This is a genomic window from Streptomyces sp. RLA131, assembly GCF_056270125.1.
Map to the genome: position 1 here is coordinate 2,988,935 of NZ_JBWDOQ010000002.1, position 19,458 is coordinate 3,008,392.

The 19,458-nt window shown below is 71.2% G+C and carries 17 protein-coding genes and 1 tRNA gene; 12 read left to right on the forward strand and 6 right to left on the reverse strand.

Annotation, left to right across the window (positions count from 1 at the left end; genetic code table 11):
* Positions 1-69 precede the first annotated feature (69 nt).
* Genes RWE79_RS14505 through RWE79_RS14515 form a run of 3 tightly spaced genes read right to left on the reverse strand, consistent with a single transcriptional unit; the run spans position 70 to position 2,827 of the window.
* The gene (locus RWE79_RS14505) at positions 70-981 is read right to left on the reverse strand and encodes an acyl-CoA thioesterase (protein WP_475945814.1); all 912 of its coding nucleotides are present in this window, start codon (positions 979-981) and stop codon (positions 70-72) included.
* Between the two features lie 25 nt (positions 982-1,006).
* On the reverse strand, positions 1,007-2,164 hold the full coding sequence (locus RWE79_RS14510; protein WP_475940485.1) for an acyl-CoA dehydrogenase family protein: 1,158 nt from the start codon (positions 2,162-2,164) through the stop codon (positions 1,007-1,009).
* Positions 2,165-2,218: 54 nt separating this feature from the next.
* Positions 2,219-2,827: an SACE_7040 family transcriptional regulator gene (locus tag RWE79_RS14515; RefSeq protein ID WP_475940486.1), complete on the reverse strand. Its 609-nt coding sequence runs from the start codon at positions 2,825-2,827 to the stop codon at positions 2,219-2,221.
* A 120-nt stretch (positions 2,828-2,947) separates the two neighbouring features.
* On the opposite strand from RWE79_RS14515, the gene RWE79_RS14520 reads away from it, so the two are divergent.
* The 8 genes from RWE79_RS14520 (at position 2,948) to glmS (ending at position 13,434) form a co-directional block, all read left to right on the forward strand.
* Positions 2,948-4,576, forward strand: coding sequence for a carboxyl transferase domain-containing protein (locus tag RWE79_RS14520; protein ID WP_475940487.1), 1,629 nt, complete (start codon positions 2,948-2,950; stop codon positions 4,574-4,576).
* A gap of 13 nt (positions 4,577-4,589) precedes the next feature.
* Positions 4,590-6,683 (forward strand): acetyl/propionyl/methylcrotonyl-CoA carboxylase subunit alpha, encoded by a 2,094-nt coding sequence (locus tag RWE79_RS14525; protein WP_475940488.1) that lies wholly within the window; start codon positions 4,590-4,592, stop codon positions 6,681-6,683.
* Complete coding sequence (locus RWE79_RS14530; protein ID WP_475940489.1) at positions 6,680-7,630, forward strand: hydroxymethylglutaryl-CoA lyase; 951 nt, start codon at positions 6,680-6,682, stop codon at positions 7,628-7,630. Before RWE79_RS14525 ends, RWE79_RS14530 begins: the two co-directional genes overlap by 4 nt.
* Before the next feature lie 8 nt (positions 7,631-7,638).
* On the forward strand, positions 7,639-8,820 hold the full coding sequence (locus RWE79_RS14535; protein ID WP_475940490.1) for an acyl-CoA dehydrogenase family protein: 1,182 nt from the start codon (positions 7,639-7,641) through the stop codon (positions 8,818-8,820).
* Between the two features lie 165 nt (positions 8,821-8,985).
* Positions 8,986-10,179 (forward strand): NAD(P)/FAD-dependent oxidoreductase, encoded by a 1,194-nt coding sequence (locus tag RWE79_RS14540; protein WP_475940491.1) that lies wholly within the window; start codon positions 8,986-8,988, stop codon positions 10,177-10,179.
* On the forward strand, positions 10,176-11,093 hold the full coding sequence (locus tag RWE79_RS14545) for an RNA polymerase sigma-70 factor (protein WP_475940492.1): 918 nt from the start codon (positions 10,176-10,178) through the stop codon (positions 11,091-11,093). The genes RWE79_RS14540 and RWE79_RS14545 overlap by 4 nt, the downstream gene beginning before the upstream one ends.
* A gap of 212 nt (positions 11,094-11,305) precedes the next feature.
* Positions 11,306-11,581, forward strand: coding sequence for a hypothetical protein (locus RWE79_RS14550; protein WP_475940493.1), 276 nt, complete (start codon positions 11,306-11,308; stop codon positions 11,579-11,581).
* 38 nt (positions 11,582-11,619) lie between these two features.
* The gene (glmS, locus tag RWE79_RS14555) at positions 11,620-13,434 is read left to right on the forward strand and encodes a glutamine--fructose-6-phosphate transaminase (isomerizing) (protein ID WP_475940494.1); all 1,815 of its coding nucleotides are present in this window, start codon (positions 11,620-11,622) and stop codon (positions 13,432-13,434) included.
* A 100-nt stretch (positions 13,435-13,534) separates the two neighbouring features.
* Here glmS and RWE79_RS14560 read toward each other — a convergent pair whose 3' ends face one another.
* Entirely contained in the window at positions 13,535-14,056 is a 522-nt protein-coding gene (locus RWE79_RS14560) for a universal stress protein (protein WP_475940495.1), read from the reverse strand.
* 725 nt (positions 14,057-14,781) lie between these two features.
* On the opposite strand from RWE79_RS14560, the gene RWE79_RS14565 reads away from it, so the two are divergent.
* From RWE79_RS14565 to RWE79_RS14580, 4 genes are all read left to right on the forward strand, one after another.
* Positions 14,782-16,245, forward strand: coding sequence for a helix-turn-helix domain-containing protein (locus RWE79_RS14565; RefSeq protein WP_475940496.1), 1,464 nt, complete (start codon positions 14,782-14,784; stop codon positions 16,243-16,245).
* 5 nt (positions 16,246-16,250) lie between these two features.
* Positions 16,251-16,850: an oligoribonuclease gene (orn, locus tag RWE79_RS14570; RefSeq protein ID WP_475940497.1), complete on the forward strand. Its 600-nt coding sequence runs from the start codon at positions 16,251-16,253 to the stop codon at positions 16,848-16,850.
* 131 nt (positions 16,851-16,981) lie between these two features.
* Positions 16,982-17,057, forward strand: a tRNA-His gene (locus RWE79_RS14575).
* Positions 17,058-17,121: 64 nt separating this feature from the next.
* Complete coding sequence (locus RWE79_RS14580; protein WP_475940498.1) at positions 17,122-18,729, forward strand: NosD domain-containing protein; 1,608 nt, start codon at positions 17,122-17,124, stop codon at positions 18,727-18,729.
* On the opposite strand, the gene RWE79_RS14585 is transcribed toward RWE79_RS14580, so the two are convergent.
* Positions 18,730-19,209 (reverse strand): pyridoxamine 5'-phosphate oxidase family protein, encoded by a 480-nt coding sequence (locus RWE79_RS14585; protein ID WP_475940499.1) that lies wholly within the window; start codon positions 19,207-19,209, stop codon positions 18,730-18,732.
* 42 nt (positions 19,210-19,251) lie between these two features.
* Entirely contained in the window at positions 19,252-19,416 is a 165-nt protein-coding gene (locus RWE79_RS14590; protein ID WP_475940500.1) for a hypothetical protein, read from the reverse strand.
* Positions 19,417-19,458 lie beyond the last annotated feature (42 nt).

Consider the following 19,458-nt stretch of genomic DNA (forward strand, 5'->3'; position numbering starts at 1 on the left):
ACGGCACGGCGCCCGCCACGCTTGTCCTCGATCGCCGGACGGGCTGACCGAACCAACCCGGCCACCGCGCTAGCGGCTGCGCGGCACGCGCACCACGCCTTCCTGGATGACGGAGACGGCCAGACCGCCTTCCCGGGTGTAGATACGGGCCGTGCCGAGCCCACGCCCTCCCGAGGCGGAGGGGCTCTGCTGGTCGTAGAGCAGCCATTCGTCCGCCCGGAAGGGGCGGTGGAACCACATGGCGTGGTCGAGGCTGGCGCCGACCACGTCGCCGACCGCCCAGCCGCCACGGCCGTGGGCGAGCAGCACCGAGTCGAGCAGCGTCATGTCGGAGACGTATGTGGCGAGGCAGACGTGCAGCAGCGGGTCGTCGGCCAGCTTGCCGCGGGTGCGGAACCACACCTGGGAGCGGGCTTCGCGCGGGCCCTGGCCCGCGGTGAGGAACGGCGGGTCCTCGACGTAGCGCAGGTCGACGGCGGCCCGTGCCTCAAGCAGCCGGTCCACGATGCCGGGGTCGGGGAATCTGTCCGCATGCGCGGGCAGCAGTTCCTCGGCGGTGGGCAGCGTCTCGGGGTCGGGGGCCGGCGGCATCGGCTCCTGGTGGTCGAGGCCCTCCTCGTACGTCTGGAAGGACGCGGAGAGATGGAAGATCGGCTGACCGTGCTGTACCGCCACCACTCTGCGCGTGGTGAAGGAACGGCCGTCGCGGATCCGGTCGACCTCGTAGACGATGGGCGCCCCCGGGTCGCCGGGCCGCAGGAAGTACGCGTGCAGGGAATGCGCCGCGCGGTCCTCGGGCACCGTACGGCCCGCCGCGACCAGGGCCTGGGCGGCGACCTGGCCGCCGAAGACCCGGGGTACGACGGCGGAGCGGCTGGTGCCGCGGAAGATGTCCCGCTCGATCCGCTCCAGGTCGAGCAGATCGAGCAGGGACGTCAGCGCTTCATCGGCCTTGCCGGCTCTGCCGGTCCTGTCGGCTATGTCGTTCACCGCGGTCGGGTCCCTGTCACAGACCCAGCGACTTGGCGATGATCGAGCGCATGACCTCGCTCGTGCCACCGTAGATGCGGTGGACGCGGTTGTCCGCGTAGAGCCGGGCGATGGGGTATTCGAGCATGTAGCCGTAGCCGCCGTGCAGCTGGAGGCACTTGTCGATCACCTTGGCGGCGGTCTCGGTGCAGAAGAGCTTGGCGCGGGCGGCGTCGGCGGCGGTGAAGTCGCCGGTCTCGTGGGCCTCCAGTGCGCGGTCGACGACGGCCTGCATGGCGTCGACGTCCGATGCGCAGTCGGCGAGTACGAACTTGGTGTTCTGGAACTCGGCGACGGCCTTGCCGAAGACCTTGCGGTCGCGCACGTACTGGGTCGCGAAGCGGACGGCCGCGTCGGCCTGGGCGTACGAGCCGACGGCGATGGCCAGGCGCTCGACGGGCAGGTTGTGGGCGAGGTAGGAGAACGCCTTGCCCTCGTCACCGAGCAGGTCCTCGACCGGGACCTTGACGTCGCTGAAGGACAGCTCGGCGGTGTCGGAGGTGCGCAGGCCTATCTTGTCCAGCTTGCGCCCGACGGCGTAGCCCTCGCTCGCGGTGTCGACGGCGAGGATGGACAGACCGGCGCGGCGGTCCTCCGGGGTGGCGGGCGAGGTGCGGCAGACGACCAGGACGCGGTCGGCGACCACGCCGCCGGTGATGAAGGTCTTGGCGCCGTTGAGGACGTAGTGGCTGCCGTCCTCGGAGAGCTTGGCGTTGGTGGTCATACCCGCCAGGTCGGAGCCGGTGCCGGGCTCGGTCATGGCGATGGCGGTCATCATCTCGCCGCTGATGAAGGGCGGCAGCCAGCGCTTCTTCTGCTCCTCGTTGGCGAATTCGAGGATGTACGGCAGGACGAGACCGGTGTGCACGCCGCTGCTGCCGAAGCTGACGCCGGCCCGGGCGCTCTCCTCGGTGACGACCGCGCTGAACTTCCAGCCGGTCACGCCGGCGCCGCCGTACTCCTCCGGGACCTCGATGCCGAAGATGCCCAGCTCGCCGAGCTTGAGGTAGAAGTCACGCGGCGGGTAACCGGCCTGCTCCCACTCGGGGTACACGGGCACGACCTCGGAGGCGATGAAGTCCCGGATGGTCTCCCGGAACGCCTCGTGGTCCTCGTTGAATACCGTGCGACGCACTGGGCGCCCTCCAATGCCGGTCGAAGGTGAGCGGGCAAGCTAGTAAGCAAGCGCTCAGTAAGTTACTTCCCGGTCGGCCGGAATGTCCAGAGCGGCAAAAGCGCCGATGGCGAGGCGGTGCAGGACGGCGGCCGTCACCGCCCGGCCCGGAAGGCCGGTGTGCGCGCCCAGATGCGGGGTGGAGTTGAGCAGGCCGAAGACCGCGTGCACGGCGGCCCGGGCCTCGGGTTCCGGTGCGGCGGGATGGACCTGGCGGACCACCCCGACCCACTGCTCGACGTACTGCCGCTGCAGCTGGCGCACCAGCTTGCGGTCGGAGTCGCGGAGCCGGTCGAGCTCGCGGTCGTGGAGGGTGATCAGCGGCCGGTCGTCGAGCGCGAAGTCGATGTGGCCCCGGATCAGGGCGTCCAGCGCCTCGGCGGGCCCGGCGGCCTCGGCGACCCGCAGCTTCCCGGCCGCCATCAGCCGGCCGCTGATGCCGACGAGCAGCTCGGCGAGCATCGCGTCCTTGCCCGCGAAGTGCCGGTAGAGGCCGGGGCCGCTGATGCCGACCGCCGCACCTATCTCGTCCACCCCGACGCCGTGGAAGCCCCGCTCGGCGAAGAGCCGGGCGGCCTCCCTGAGGATCTGCTCGCGCCGACTGGGGGCCTTCGTGGAGGTCATGCAATTAATTCTAGACAATGCGGTTAGCGGGCGTTAACGTGGTGGAGAACACGTTAACGATCGCTAACCGGCCTGGCCGCACACGACGCGGAGAACAGGCTGACACCGGGGGGCCGAGACATGGAAGCACCCGTGCTGCGTACCGCAGCCGACCCCACGAGCGACGCGTACCGTGCCAACACCGAGGCACACGCGGAGCTCAACGCCCGGCTGCGGGAGAAGCTCGCCGCGGCCCGGCTGGGCGGTGGCGAGAAGGCCCGCGCCCGTCACACCGCGCGCGGCAAGCTGCTCCCCCGTGACCGCGTCGACGGCCTGCTGGACCCCGGTTCCCCCTTCCTCGAACTGGCGCCGCTGGCAGCCGACGGCATGTACGAGGGGCAGGCCCCGGCCGCCGGAGTCGTCGCCGGGATCGGGCGGGTGTCCGGGCGTGAGGTGGTGGTCGTCGCCAACGACGCCACGGTCAAGGGCGGTACGTACTACCCGGTCACGGTCAAGAAGCATCTGCGCGCCCAGGAGGTCGCCCTCGACAACCGGCTGCCGTGCGTCTATCTGGTCGACTCGGGCGGCGCCTTCCTGCCCAGGCAGGACGAGGTCTTCCCGGACCGTGAGCACTTCGGGCGGATCTTCTTCAACCAGGCCACGATGTCGGCCCGCGGCATCCCGCAGATCGCCGCCGTCATGGGGTCCTGCACAGCGGGCGGGGCCTATGTGCCGGCGATGAGCGACGAGGCGGTCATCGTCCGGAACCAGGGCACGATCTTCCTCGGTGGGCCGCCGCTGGTGAAGGCCGCCACGGGCGAGGTCGTCACCGCCGAGGAACTGGGGGGCGGCGAGGTCCACTCCCGGACCTCCGGCGTCACCGACCATCTCGCCGAGGACGACGCCCACGCACTGCGCATCGTGCGCGACATCGTCTCCACCCTGCCCGCGCGCGGCCCGCTGCCCTGGTCCGTCGAGCCCGCCGACGAACCCGCCCTCGACCCCGCGGGGCTCTACGGGGCGGTTCCTGCGGACTCCCGCACTCCGTACGACGTGCGCGAGGTGATCGCACGGCTTGTCGACGGCAGCCGGTTCGCCGAGTTCAAGCCCGAGTACGGCACGACACTCGTCACCGGTTTCGCCCGCGTTCACGGCCATCCGGTCGGCGTCATCGCCAACAACGGCATTCTGTTCTCAGAATCGGCCCAGAAAGGCGCGCATTTCATCGAGCTCTGCGACCAGCGCGGCATCCCGCTGCTCTTCCTGCAGAACATCTCCGGCTTCATGGTGGGCCGCCAGTACGAGGCGGGCGGCATCGCCAAGCACGGCGCGAAGATGGTCACGGCCGTCGCCACGACGCGGGTTCCGAAGCTGACCGTGGTCATCGGAGGCTCATACGGCGCCGGGAACTACTCGATGTGCGGACGCGCCTATTCACCGCGCTTCCTGTGGATGTGGCCCAACGCCAAGATCTCCGTCATGGGCGGGGAGCAGGCGGCCTCGGTCCTGGCCACCGTCAAGCGCGACCAGCTGGCGGCTGCGGGCGAGAAGTGGTCCGAGGAGGCGGAGGAGGAGTTCAAGGCCCCCATCCGCACCCAGTACGAGACCCAGGGCAACGCCTACTACGCCACCGCCCGGCTCTGGGACGACGGCGTCATCGACCCGCTGGAGACCCGCACCGTGCTGGGGCTCGCACTCACCGCCTGCGCCAACGCGCCCATTCCACAACGCGATCCGGCGGCGCCCGGCTTCGGCGTCTTCCGGATGTAGGGGGACCTCCACCATGTTCGACACCGTCCTGGTCGCCAACCGAGGCGAGATCGCGGTCCGGGTCATCCGCACCCTGCGCAGACTCGGCGTGCGCTCGGTCGCCGTCCACAGCGACGCCGACGCCGGCGCCCGGCATGTGCGGGAGGCCGACACGGCCGTACGGATCGGGCCGACGGCCGCCGCCGAGAGCTATCTGTCCATCGGCCGGCTTCTCGACGCCGCCGCCCGCACCGGAGCACAGGCCGTGCACCCCGGTTACGGCTTCCTCGCCGAGAACGCGGCCTTCGCGCGGGCCTGCGCGGACGCGGGCCTGGTCTTCCTCGGTCCCCCGGCCGGCGCGATCGACCTCATGGGCGACAAGATCCGGGCCAAGGAGACGGTCCAGGCGGCCGGGGTCCCGGTCGTCCCGGGCAGCAGCGGCAGCGGACTGGACGACGCGCAGCTGATCGCCGCGGCCCTCGGCATCGGCACGCCCGTGCTGCTCAAACCGTCGGCGGGGGGTGGCGGCAAGGGCATGCGGCTGGTCCGGGACGAGGCGCTGCTGGCCGAGGAGATCGCCGCGGCCCGGCGTGAGGCACGCGGCTCCTTCGGCGACGACACACTGCTGGTGGAGCGCTGGATCGACCGCCCGCGGCACATCGAGATCCAGATCCTGGCCGACGCCCACGGGCACGTCGTGCACCTCGGCGAGCGTGAGTGCTCGCTGCAACGGCGGCACCAGAAGGTGATCGAGGAGGCGCCCTCCGTCCTGCTGGACCCCGCCACCCGCGCTGCGATGGGCTCGGCCGCCGTCCAGGCCGCCCGCTCCTGCGGGTACACCGGGGCCGGCACGGTGGAGTTCATCGTCCCGGGGAGCGATCCCTCGGCGTACTACTTCATGGAGATGAACACCCGGCTGCAGGTGGAGCACCCGGTGACGGAGCTGGTCACCGGCCTGGACCTGGTGGAGTGGCAGCTGCGCGTCGGGGCGGGCGAGCCGCTGTCCTTCGAGCAGCGGGACATCGAGCTGACCGGGCACGCGGTGGAGGCCCGGATCTGCGCGGAGGTCCCCTCCCGGGGCTTCCTGCCATCGGCCGGGACGGTGCGCTCGCTGCGTGAGCCCCGGGGCGAGGGCGTCCGTGTCGACTCCGGGCTCGCCCAGGGCACCGAGGTCGGCACGGCGTACGACCCGATGCTCGCGAAGGTCATCGCCCACGGCCCCGACCGGGCGACGGCCCTGCGCCGGCTGAGGGCGGCCCTCGCGGACACATCGGTCCTGGGCCTGGAGACCAACACCGGTTTCCTGCGGCGGCTGCTGGCCCACCCGGATGTCGTCTCCGGCGACCTGGACACGGGGCTGATCGACCGTGAGCTCGGCGAACTGCTGCCCTCCGGGATCCCGGACGAGGTCTACGGCGCCGCCGCGCTGCTGCGGCAGGCCGCGCTGGAGCCGTCGGCCGACTGGACGGATCCCTTCTCGGTGCCCAGCGGCTGGCGGCTGGGCGGTGAGGCGGCGTGGGCCGTGCATCCGCTGCGGGTGCCTGGGCTCGAACCCGTGACGGTCCGGATCCGGGGCCGGGCAGACGGGGCCGAGGTGCGCCTGGGCGACTCCCCGCCGGTGCGGGCACGGCTGACCACCGCGGCGGTGGACCGGGTCGGCGTCGAGTGGGCCGGTGTCACCCACACCTTCCACCACGCCGGGGACTGGCTCGGGCGGGACGGCGACAGCTGGCATGTGCAGCCGTACGACCCCGTCGAGGCGGCGCTGCGCGGCGGAGGCGGCCAGGGCGGCCTCGACACCCTCGCGGCGCCCATGCCGGGGACGGTGACCGTGGTCAAGGTCGGCAAGGGCGACACGGTCACCGCCGGGCAGAGCCTGCTGGTGGTGGAGGCCATGAAGATGGAGCACGTGATCACCGCCCCGCACGACGGCATCGTCGCCGAAGTCGCCGTCGCACCGGGCGCCACCGTGGCCATGGACCAGGTGCTGGCCGTGGTCGATCCCCATGAGGACACCGAGGGCACAGGTTCTCCGACTGCCGCGAGCAGTGCCTCGCCGGAAGCCGGGACCGCAACAGCCAGGACCGGGACGCGCCCGGCCGCCGGCCTGCACGGAGGCACGCGATGATCACCGGTCTTCCCATGTCGGTGCCCCTCCCCGGGCTCCCGCGAAGCGTCCGCATCCATGAGGTCGGCGCCCGCGACGGGCTGCAGAACGAGAAGGCGACCGTGCCGACGGCCGTCAAGGCGGAGTTCATCCACCGCCTGGCCGGGGCGGGGCTGAACACTGTCGAGGCGACCAGCTTCGTCCACCCGAAGTGGGTGCCCCAACTCGCCGACGCAGAACAGCTGATGCCGCTCCTGGACGATCTCCCGGGCGTACGGCTCCCGGTTCTGGTGCCGAACGAACGCGGACTGGACCGTGCGCTGGCATTGGGAGTGCGCGAGATCGCCGTGTTCGGCAGCGCGACGGAGTCGTTCGCCAAGGCCAATCTCAACCGGACCGTCGACGAGTCCCTGGCGATGTTCGAGCCGGTGGTGGCCAAGGCCCGCGCGGCCGGGGCGACGGTGCGCGGCTATCTCTCGATGTGTTTCGGGGATCCCTGGGAAGGGCCGGTGGAGATCGGGCAGGTCGCGGCGGTCGCCCGCCGGCTGGTCGACCTGGGGTGCGACGAGCTGAGCCTGGGCGACACGATCGGGGTCGCCACGCCGGGCCATGTCGTGGCGCTGCTGCGGGCGGTCGGGGATCTCGGCGTTCCCGTCGAGCGGATCGCGATGCACTTCCACGACACCTATGGCCAGGCCCTGTCCAACAGCCTGGCAGCCGTTCAGCACGGGGTCCGCGTCCTGGACGCCTCCGCCGGAGGTCTCGGCGGCTGCCCGTACGCCAGAAGCGCGACCGGCAACCTCGCGACCGAGGACCTTGTCTGGATGCTCCACGGCCTCGGTATCGACACCGGGGTCGATCTCACCCGCCTCACCGCCACCAGCGTGTGGATGGCGGAACACCTGGGCCGACCCAGCCCTTCCCGAACCGTCCGCGCCCTCTCCCACGAGGACTCCCACGAGGAGTGAGTACAGCCATGACGACCACCACCACGACGCCCGCCCACCGGCTGCCGGCCGAGTACGAGGAACTGCGCCGGACCGTGGAGCAGTTCGCCCACGACGTCGTCGCCCCCAAGATCGGCGAGTTCTACGAACACGACGAGTTCCCCTACGAGATCGTCCGCGAGATGGGCCGGATGGGCCTGTTCGGGCTGCCCTTCCCGGAGGAGTACGGAGGGATGGGCGGCGACTACTTCGCCCTCTGTCTCGCCCTTGAGGAACTGGCCCGGGTCGACTCCTCGATGGCGATCACCCTGGAGGCCGGGGTGTCGCTGGGGGCCATGCCGGTCTACCGGTTCGGCACGGAGGAGCAGAAGCGCGAGTGGCTGCCGCGTCTGACCTCAGGCGAGTCACTGGGCGCGTTCGGCCTGACGGAGCCGGACTGCGGCTCGGACGCGGGCGGGACGCGCACCACCGCCCGGCTGGACGAGGCCACCGGTGAGTGGGTCGTCAACGGCACCAAGTGCTTCATCACCAACTCCGGCACGGACATCACCGCCCTGGTCACGGTCACCGCCGTCACCGGCCGCAAGGCCGACGGGCGCCCGGAGATCTCGTCGATCATCGTGCCGTCCGGCACCCCCGGTTTCACGGTGTCCAAGAAGTACAGCAAGGTGGGCTGGAACGCCTCGGACACCCGTGAGCTGTCGTTCGCCGACTGCCGGGTACCGGCGGCGAATCTGCTGGGCGGCGAGGGCCGGGGCTATGCCCAGTTCCTGCGGATCCTGGACGAGGGGCGGATCGCGATCTCGGCGCTCGCCACCGGACTGGCGCAGGGATGTGTGGACGAGTCGCTCGCGTATGCCAAGGCCCGCAGCGCCTTCGGCCGGCCGATCGGCGCCAACCAGGCGATCCAGTTCAAGATCGCCGACATGGAGATGCGGGCCCATACCGCGCGGCTGACCTGGCGGGACGCGGCGTCGCGGCTGCTCGCGGGCGAGCCGTTCAAGAAGGAGGCGGCCCTCGCGAAGCTGTACTCCTCGGAGATCGCGGTCACCAATGCCCGGGAGGCCACCCAGATCCACGGGGGCTACGGCTTCATGAACGAGTACCCGGTGGCCCGTATGTGGCGGGACTCCAAGATTCTGGAGATCGGGGAGGGCACCAGCGAGGTCCAGCGCATGCTGATCGCCCGCGAGCTGGGCCTTCCGGCTTAGGGGTCGGCACTGGAAGTCCTTCGGGGGGCTGATGCCGTGAGCCCCGCTCTCTCTTCACGACGTGACGCGGGTCACATCTGCCCCACGTCACGAACGGAAGGGCAGCTTGCGTCTGGTGGTCGTCCGCACAGCGGGAACGACCGACACGAAAGAGATGCCAGAGCGATGAACGCGACAGCAGCGCAGCATCACGAGGTCCTGGTCCTGGGCGCCGGCTACGCCGGGCTCTCCGCAGCGATCCAGCTCGCGGCCCGCACCAGGAAGCGTGGGAACCTGCGAGTGACGCTGGTCAACCCCTACGTCAACTTCACCGAGCGGCTCCGATTGCACATGACCGCCACCGGCCAGGAGACGGCCGAGATGAACATCCCGGAGCTGCTGGACGGCACCGGCGCCGCCTTCGTCCGCGGCTGGGTCACAGCCGTGGACGCCGAGGCGAAGACCGTCCGCATCAACGACGACCGGGTCCTGCGCTACGACACCCTGGTCTACGGCCTGGGCAGCATCGCGGACACCGTCGCCGTCCCCGGCGCGGACGACCATGCTTACACCCTCAACAGCCTGGAGGACGCCGCTCTCCTCGCCGACCGGCTGACCCGGCTCGACGGCGGGACTGTCGTGGTCGGCGGCGGCGGCCTCACCGGCGTCGAGGCCGCCGCGGAGATCGCCGAGCGGCACCCGGAACTCCAGGTGGTGCTGCTGGGCCGGCAGGAGCCGGGCGCGAGCATGCACCCGAAGGCCAGGGCATACCTGAACGCGGCGCTCGCCCGGCTCGGCGTGCGGGTGCGCAGCGGCGTCGAGGTGGTCAAGGTGCTGCCGGACAGCGTCGAGCTCGCGGACGGCTCCGGCATCCCGGCGGCCGCGGTGCTGTGGACCAGCGGCACCCGCGTCTCGCCGCTGGCTGCCGCCGCGGGCCTGACCGCCGACGAGCGCGGCCGCGTGGTCACGGACAGTGCGCTGCGCTCGGTTTCCCACCCGGATGTCTACGCCGTGGGCGACGCGGCGGCGATCCGTCAGGGCTGCGGCGTGATGCACGGGACCTGCCAGGGCGGTATGCCCACCGGCGTGCACGCGGCCCTCTCGATCCTGCGGGTGCTGGCCGGCAAGGAGCCCAGGCCCTTCCGCTTCGGCTACTACCACACACCCGTCAGCCTGGGCCGGAACGACGCCGTCGTGCAGTTCACCCACCCCGACGACAGCCCGCGCCGGCTCGTGCTCACCGGCAAGCGGGCCGCGAAGTACAAGGAGACGGTCACCGCCGCGCCGTGGCCGACCTTCGCCCGCATGAAGAAGATGCCCGTCTCGGGCGCGTTCTGGCCGCACGGCGGCCGCTCCACACGGACCGGGAGCGCCAAGTGACCCAGCCGCAGCAGGCCGGCCCCGAACAGCTCGCCTTCCAGCAGTACCGCAACCTGCTCTTCTCCGTCGCCTACCGCCTCCTGGGCACCGCCGCCGACGCCGAGGACGTGGTCCAGGACGCCTGGCTCAAGTGGTCGGCCGCCGACCGTTCCCAGGTCGCCGACCCCAAGGCCTATCTGACCCGGATCGTCTCCAACCTGGCGGTGGAGCGGCTTCGTTCGACCCGTCGCCAGCGCGAGACCTACGTGGGGCCATGGCTCCCCGAGCCGATCCTCACCGGCCCGGACACCGCCGACGGCGTCGCCATGGCGGACTCGGTCTCCATGGCCCTGCTGGTCGTCCTGGAGACGCTGAGCCCCCTGGAGCGCGCGGTCTTCGTACTGAAGGAGGTCTTCGCCTTCAGCTACGCGGAGATCGCGGAAGCGATAGAACGCTCGGAGACGGCGGTCCGGCAGGCCGCGCACCGCGCCCGCGAGCACATCGAGGCCCGGCGGCCCCGTTTCACCGCGGACCGCGCCCGCCAACGCGACGTCACCGAGCGCTTCTTCGTGGCGACGACGGGCGGCGACATCAACACCCTCATGGAGCTGCTCTCCCCGGACGTGACGCTGTGGACCGATGGCGGCGGCAAGGTCCGCCAGGCCCTCAAGCCGGTCGTCGGTCCGGAGACCGTGGCCCGGTGGTTCGCCGCGCTCGGCACCGTGACCTACCAGGGCATCGAGCCCGGGCAGATGCGGGCAGAGCTCACCTGGATCAACGGCGGGCCGGGCGTGGTCTTCCGCGGCCCGGACCGCGTGGTCGCCACGCTGACCTTCGACTTCGACCCGGAAGGCCGCATCTCGACCATCCACAACGTGGCCAACCCGGACAAGCTCCACGCCGTTGCCGGCGGTACTCGGCACGAGCTCCACTGAGCTGCCCGATCGCCCCGGATGGCGACGGATCCCAGGTGGGCCAGGCAGGCGCATGAGCTTGCGGGCTTCGCCGGGAAGAATCCTCCGTCGCGTCGGCAGCATGATCAACGCCCGAGGGACTTCCGGAGCGGACCGCTTGGGTTTTCTCAGCCACTGCCCGATATCGGGCAGGATTCTTGCAAAAGAGGCCCTCCCTGCCGCAGGATCATCCGGTGCTCGAACGCCGTGCGTCCCATGACGACCTCATCGACCACCTGGTCCGGACCACGCCGCTGCAACGCGGCGAGGCCGCCAGGGTGGTCCTTGACGTCCTGGCGTACTTCGACGAGACAGCCGAGGCATTTATCAGGCGACGTCATCGCGAGCTGCAGGCGAAGGGGCTGCTGAACGCGGAGATCTTCGACCTGATCACCGCCGAGCTGCCCGGCCGCGCGGTGACGCCGCCGGAGTACTCGCTACGGCAGCTGCGGCGCATCGTCTACGGCTGAGCACGCCATGCACCTGATCGGGAGGGACACCTAAAGCCATGTGCGGAATCGTCGGATACATCGGTAAGCGTGATGTGGCCCCGCTGCTGCTGGAGGGCCTGCAGCGGCTGGAGTACCGGGGCTACGACTCGGCCGGCATCGCCATCGCGGGCAAGTCCGGTGGACTCAGGACCGTCAAGGCCAAGGGCCGGGTACGCGAGCTGGAGTCGCGGGTGCCCAAACGCTTCGCCGGCACCACCGGGATCGCCCACACCCGCTGGGCCACCCACGGCGCGCCGAGCGACGAGAACGCGCACCCGCACCTGGACGCCGAGGGCAAGGTCGCCGTCGTCCACAACGGCATCATCGACAACGCCACGGAGCTGCGCGCCAAGCTCACCGCCGACGGCGTGGTCTTCACCTCGGAGACCGACACCGAGGTGCTGACCCACCTCGTCGGCCGCTCCCAGGCGGACACCCTGGAGGACAAGGTCCGGCAGTCGCTGGCCATGATCGAGGGCACCTACGGGATCGCCGTGCTGCACGCCGACTTCCCGGACCGGATCGTCGTCGCCCGCAACGGCTCGCCGGTGGTGCTGGGCATCGGGGAGAAGGAGATGTTCGTCGCCTCCGACGTCGCCGCCCTGGTGACCCACACCCGCCAGGTCGTCACCCTCGATGACGGCGAGATGGCCACCCTCAAGGCCGACGACTTCCGCACCTACACCACGGACGGCGCCCGCACCACCGCCTCGCCGACCACCGTGGAGTGGGAGGCCGAGTCCTACGACATGGGCGGCCACGACACGTACATGCACAAGGAGATCACCGAGCAGGTCGAGGCCGTGGACCGGGTGCTGCGCGGGCGGATCGACGACCGCTTCTCCACCGTGCACCTGGGCGGCCTCAACCTGGACGCCCGCGAGGCGCGTGCCGTGCGACGGGTGAAGATCCTGGGCTGCGGCACCTCGTACCACGCGGGTCTGATCGGTGCCGGGCTGATCGAGGAGCTGGCCCGGATCCCCGCCGACGCCGAGCCGGCCTCGGAGTTCCGCTACCGCAACCCGGTCGTGGACCCGGACACGCTCTACGTGGCGGTCTCGCAGTCCGGTGAGACCTACGACGTGCTGGCGGCGGTCCAGGAGCTCAAGCGCAAGGGCGCCCGGGTCCTCGGTGTGGTCAATGTCGTCGGTTCGGCGATCGCCCGCGAGACGGACGGCGGCGTGTACGTCCACGCGGGCCCGGAGGTCTGCGTGGTCTCCACCAAGTGCTTCACCAACACGGTGGTCGCCTTCGCCCTGCTCGCCCTGCACCTGGGCCGTATCCGGGACCTGTCGGTCGCGGACGGCAAGCGGCTGATCGCGGGACTGCGCAGGCTGCCCGGGCAGATCTCCGAGATCCTGGAGCAGGAGACGGAGATCAAGAAGCTCGCCGAGGAGTACGCGAACGCGAAGTCGATGATGTTCATCGGCCGGGTGCGCGGTTACCCGGTGGCGCTGGAGGCCTCGCTGAAGCTCAAGGAGATCAGCTACATCCACGCCGAGGCGTATCCGGCCTCCGAGCTCAAGCACGGTCCGCTCGCCCTGATCGAGCCGGCCATGCCGACGGTCGCGATCGTGCCGGACGACGACCTGCTGGAGAAGAACCGGGCCGCCCTGGAGGAGATCAAGGCCCGCAGCGGGCCGATCCTGGCGGTCGCGCACCGCGAGCAGGAAAAGGCCGACCACACCATCGTGGTGCCCAAGAGCGAGCACGAGCTGGACCCGATCCTGATGGGCATCCCGCTGCAGCTGCTGGCCTACCACACGGCACTGGCGCTGGGCCGGGACATCGACAAGCCGCGCAACCTGGCGAAGTCCGTCACCGTCGAATAACCCGCACCCCCAGCCGGCCCCGGGCCGGCGCCCCGAGTCCGGCCCCGAGTCCTCCGCGGGTCCCCGGCGCACACCGCGCCGGGGGCCCGCGGAGGTTCCGTCACGGGATGACCACGACGGGCCGCTGGGCGCGGCGGGCGAGGCGCCCGGCCACCGAGCCGAAGATCTTGCCGATGATGCCGTGGGTGCCGCCGACCACGATGGCGTCGGCCTCGTACTCCCGGCCGACCTCCTCCAGCTCGTGGCAGATGTCGCCGCCGCGCTCGACCAGGATCCAGGGCACCTCGGCCAGGTGGTCGGCACAGGCCAGTTCCAGGCCGAGCACCTCGGTGCGGTGGTCCGGGACGTCCACGAAGACCGGTGGCTCGCAGCCCGCCCACACCGTGGCGGGGAGCCGGTTGGCGACATGGACGATGATCAGCGCGGAGCCCGAGCGCCGGGCCATGCCGATGGCGTACGCGAGGGCGCGTTCGCTCGACAGGGAGCCGTCGAAGCCGACCACCACTCCGTGCCGGAACGCGGGATCGCAGGATGCGCGCAGCTCTGCTGCCGCCTCGGGCACCGACGCCGGGTTGGCGAGCGGTTTGCCTTCGGCGGGCTCGGGGAGCTCGTAACCGGCCATGATGGGATTCTCGGGCGGGGTCGGGCGCCTGGGGGCACCAGTGGGCGGACAAGAATGCTTGCGGGGGCCGCGGGACCGGCCGATATGACCGGTAAGGGGCTGCCCTTCCCGCTGACTCCAGAGTACGGCGGAGAAGCACCCCTGCACAGATGCGCCGGGTCCTTCACAGCCACGGCCTACCCCGAAGTTTCCAGGAGAATGCCGCAGCCGGGCGCCGAGCGCAACGCCCCCTCACCAACCGGACAACTCGCCCCGCAGCCCCCCTTCCCGCCCTGTCCGCCTCCGGCCATATCCGGAATCGTCCTCTGGGCTCCCAAAAGGGGCGGGGGCGCATAGGCGCGTTGGCCACGCCCCGTACGTGCGCCGGTGCGCTGACCTGGGGTGCGTGCGGTACTGCCAACATTTTTCAGCCAACTTCTCACCACCGTACGCCCGTTGTCCACACAACGCCTTTACACCGCCGTCACCAGCACGGAAGCCCCGGAAGGGGGCGCACAACCACTGTGCGCCCGCACATGGGGTTCGAGGCACACTTCCCACCAGGCCTGGCGAGTGGAACGCTTCGTGATCGAATGCTTCACGCCAAGTTGCCATGTCGACATACAGCCAGGTGGTGAACTTGCCACTGGAGCCCCAGTGGACACAGTAGATTCGATCTTGAGCAAAACGGCGGGGGAACAGTGCAGGACCGAGAGGACGAGACGACCGAGGGGGGCTTGAGCTCCATGAGCCAGGAGTCCAGGACCGGAACGACGGCGGACGCCCCGCCGGCCGCCGGCACGGCCACCGCCACCGCCGCGCCTTCGGCGCCACCGGCGGCCGCCTCGTCGTCGCAGGCCTCGCCCCGCACCGGCGCGGTCGCAGGCACGGGCACAGGCACAAGCACGGGCACAGGCACGGGCACCATCGGGAGCACCGGCACCAGCGCCGGAGTCGGGGCCGCAGCACGCAAGCTCTCCGCGCGCCGCCGCCAGGAGGTCGTCGCGGTGCTGCTCTTCAGCGGCGGGCCGATCTTCGAGAGCTCCATCCCGCTGTCGGTCTTCGGCATCGACCGCCAGGACGCCGGCGTGCCCCGCTACCGCCTGCTGGTCGCCGCCGGCGAGGACGGCCCGCTGCGCACCACCGGCGGCCTGGAACTCACCGCCCCGTACGGCCTCGAAGCGCTGTCGCGGGCCGGCACCGTCGTCGTGCCCGCCTGGCGCTCCATCTCGCAGCCGCCGCCCCTGGAGGCCCTGGAGGCCCTGCGCCGGGCCCACGAGGAGGGCGCCAGGATCATCGGCCTGTGCACCGGCGCCTTCGTACTGGCAGCCGCCGGCCTGCTGGACGGCCGCCCCGCGACCACGCACTGGATGTACGCGCCGACCCTCGCCAAGCGCTACCCGTCGGTCCACGTGGATCCCCGGGAGCTCTTCGTGGACGACGGGGACGTCCTGACCTCGGCCGGCACCGCCGCCGGCATCGACCTGTGCCTGCACGTCGTGCGCACCGACCACGGCGCGGAGGCCGCCAACACCCTGGCCCGCCGCCTGGTGGTCTCCCCGCGCCGCGGCAGCGACTGGAACGGTGGCCAGCAGCGTCATCTGGACCGCTCTTTACCGGAGGAGATCGGCGGCGACCCGCTGGCCGAGGTCGTCGCCTGGGCACTGGAGCACCTCCACGAGCAGTTCGACGTGGAGACCCTCGCCGCCCGCGCCTACATGAGCCGCCGCACCTTCGACCGCCGCTTCCGCACCCTGACCGGCAGCGCCCCCCTCCAGTGGCTGATCACCCAGCGCGTGCTGCAGGCCCAGCGCCTCCTGGAGACCTCCGACTACTCCGTGGACGAGGTCGCGGGCCGCTGCGGGTTCAGGTCACCGGTCGCCCTGCGCGGCCACTTCCGCCGCCAGCTCGGCTCCTCCCCCGCCTCCTACCGGGCCGCCTACCGCGCCCGGCGCCCGCAGGACGAGGCCGAGCCGGCGGCCCAGCATGCCGCCACGCACCCGGCGGGCAAGGAACACCGCCCGCTCAGCGCGCCCCCGGTACTGTCCCTCCCCTCACCTCTCAAGGACGGGAACGACACCTTCACCTCCCGCATCCCCGAACAGGCCGGACGGCTGCGCGGGGACCGCGACATGCGCGGTGACGCACGGGGCGACATACGTGGACGCAACCCGGCTGTGCCGGGACCGAGGGATCGCCCCGTAGGCTGATACGCATGAACGACCGGATGGTGTGGATCGACTGCGAGATGACCGGCCTCTCCCTGGCGCACGACGCCCTGATCGAGGTGGCCGCCCTCGTGACCGACTCGGAGCTGAACATCCTCGGCGACGGAGTGGACATCGTGATCCGCCCGCCCGCCGAGGCGCTGGAGACGATGCCCGAGGTCGTACGCGCCATGCACACCTCCTCCGGTCTGCTCGACGAGCTCGACGACGGCGTGACCCTCGCCGAGGCCGAGAAGCTCGTCCTGGACCATGTGCGCGAGCATGTCGCCGAGCCGCGCAAGGCGCCGCTGTGCGGCAACTCCGTCTCCACCGACCGCGGCTTCCTCGCCCGCGACATGCAGTCCCTGGAGCAGCACCTCCACTACCGCATCGTGGATGTGTCCTCCATCAAGGAGCTGGCCCGGCGCTGGTACCCGCGGGCGTACTTCAACAGCCCCGAGAAGAACGGCAACCACCGCGCGCTCGCCGACATCCGCGAGTCCATCGCCGAGCTCCGCTACTACCGCGAGGCCGTCTTCGTGCCCCAGCCGGGCCCCGACACCGACACCGCCCGCACCATCGCCGCGAAGCACGTCCTGCCCGGCTGACAGCAGGGCTGACCACGCGGCGCACAACGCGGCGGACAACCCGGCGGACAACCCGGCGAATAAGGCGTGCGCGAGCACCCCGCCAAAGCCTGTACACTTCTTCTGGCCGGAGCGGAACAGCCCCGGTCATGGTGGGTGTAGCTCAGCTGGTAGAGCACCTGGTTGTGGTCCAGGATGCCGCGGGTTCGAGTCCCGTCACTCACCCCAGGTGATCGAAGGCCCGGCCTGTACACACAGGCCGGGCCTTCGGTCGTTCAGGGGGTGGGCTCGTATGGACACGGGGTCGGCGAGGACAGCACGGACGGCGGCGGCGTCAGCGGCCTCATCGGCGGTGCCGGGCGGCTGGCAGGCCGTCACCGCGCACGGTGCGAAGGGCGACGGTGCCGCCGACGACGCGCCCGCCGTGCAGGCCGCGTTGAACTGGGCGCGGGACAACGGCGGCGGGTGGATCGTCGTACCGCCCGGGGTCTATCTGCTCGCCACCCTCCCGCTGCGGATCTACCGCGACACGCGGCTCACCCTCATGCCGGGCGCCGAGTTCCGCCGCGGCACGGCCGCCACGATGCTCCTCAACGGAGACGCCGGCCAGGACCACCCGGCGTACACCGGGCACTCCCGGATCACCGTCGAGGGCGGTGTGTGGGACATGCGCGGCACGACGGCGGGGCTGACCGGCTCCGCGATGTGTGTCTCGCTGGGCCACGCGACCGACATCGCCGTCCGCGACCTCGAAATCCGCGACCTGCCCGGCTTCCACGCCATCGAGCTGAACGCCGTCAGGCGGGCCAGCGTCCGCGACTGCGCCTTCCTGGGCTACACCGACCCCGGCGGACGGGACTTCTCCGAGGCGCTGCAGCTCGACCTCGCCAAGTCCCCCGAGGTCTTCGGCGGTTTCGGCCCGTACGACCACACGCCGTGCGAGGACGTCCTCGTCGAGGGCTGCCACTTCGGCGCGAGCGGCACCCCGGGGACGACCGCCTGGCCGCGCGGCATCGGCAGCCACAGCGCGACGATCGGCCGGTACCACCGCCGGATCCGGCTGCTCGGCAACACCTTCGAGGGGGTCCTCCAGTACGGCGTGAGCGCCTACAACTGGGAGGACGTCACGATCACCGGCAACACCTTCACCGAGTGCGGTTCGGGGGTCCGGGTCCGCTCCGTCATCTCCGCCGACACCGATGACACCAGGCTCCCGGACGGCACCGCGACCGGCGCCTCCCAGCCGGTGCGGAACATCACCGTCACCGGCAACACCTTCCGCTCCGGGGGCGCCCACGACGAGCCGGTGGTCGCGCTCGGCGAGCCAACCGGGCAGATCCGGTCGCTGGTCGTCAGCGGCAACGTCGTCGACGGCTCGGCCGGGGCCCAGCACGGGATCCGGCTGGAGCAGGTCGCGTCCTACACCGTCACCGGCAACATCATCAGCGATGTCGCCGGCCATGCCGTCGGCCAGGACACCTGCACCGGCGGCACCGTCAGCGGCAACCAGATCTCCGGGCCGGGCGGGTGCGGCATCACCGCCACCGGCTGCACCCACACCGGCATCCTGGGCAACACCGTGCTCGACGCCGGAGCCAGCGGCATCCATCTGCAGGGCGGCACCGGCCTGCGGGTGCGCGACAACCACATCGCCGCGCCCGGCCGGGCCTCCGGCGCCGGCAGCCCCGCTTACGGCATCCGGATCTCCACCTCCGCCACGTCGTTGAGTCTGTCCGGGAACACGACCAGCGCCGGGAGCGGCGGTCCGCGGATGGCCAACAGCCTCTCCGTCAGCGGCACCTGCTCCGGCATCCGGCGTTACGGCAACGACTGGCGCGGGGCCGCCGTCGACGACCGCTCGGCGTCCCCCAGGACCTCGGCGGCCGACCTCACCGGCTGATCACGCACGGCGTACGGTCCGCACCGGCCGTCCCGGACGCCACTGCTCCACCACCAGTTCGTCGTCCTCGACCCGGACCCGTACGACCTCGGTGAGCTCGGTCCTGAACAGGTGGAAGGGCTCCGGCGGCGCCGCCTCGTCGACGTACGCCGCGATCCCGGCGGGGTCGGTGATCTCGACGGCCCGGCCGGCGACGCGGACGTCACCGCCGTCCATGGAGGTGTCGGGGCCCGGATTGGCGTGGAGGGCGAAGCGGGGATCGCGGCGCAGGTCCAGGGCCTTGCGGGAGCCGGCCATCATGCCGAGCCACAGCTCTGTGGAGCGGAAGTCCGCTTCGATGCCGGTGACGCGCGGCGAGCCGTCCTCCCGCAAGGTGGCGAGTACATGGTGCTTGTACTTCGCGAAGCGGGCCCGCACGGCGCTCGCGAATGCGGGTTCGGCGGCCTCGAAGGCCGCCCAGTTGGTGATCGCGTCGGTCATGGACAGCAGACTGCCCGGGATACCCGACACCCTCTGTCGTACTTAGGCGCGCCGCTCCTGAGCGGTACGCCAAATGCCACGCAGGCGGTCGAGCTCGGCCAGTTCGGCCTGCGACCACGTGCGCCGGTCCGCCACATACCGCCGTATCGCCTCGTTGGCGGCCTCGGCGGACGGGGTGGTGGGACGTTCTAACACGGTTGGAGACATGGTGAAGATTGTATTCGGGGGGTGTGACACCAGCCCCCGGCA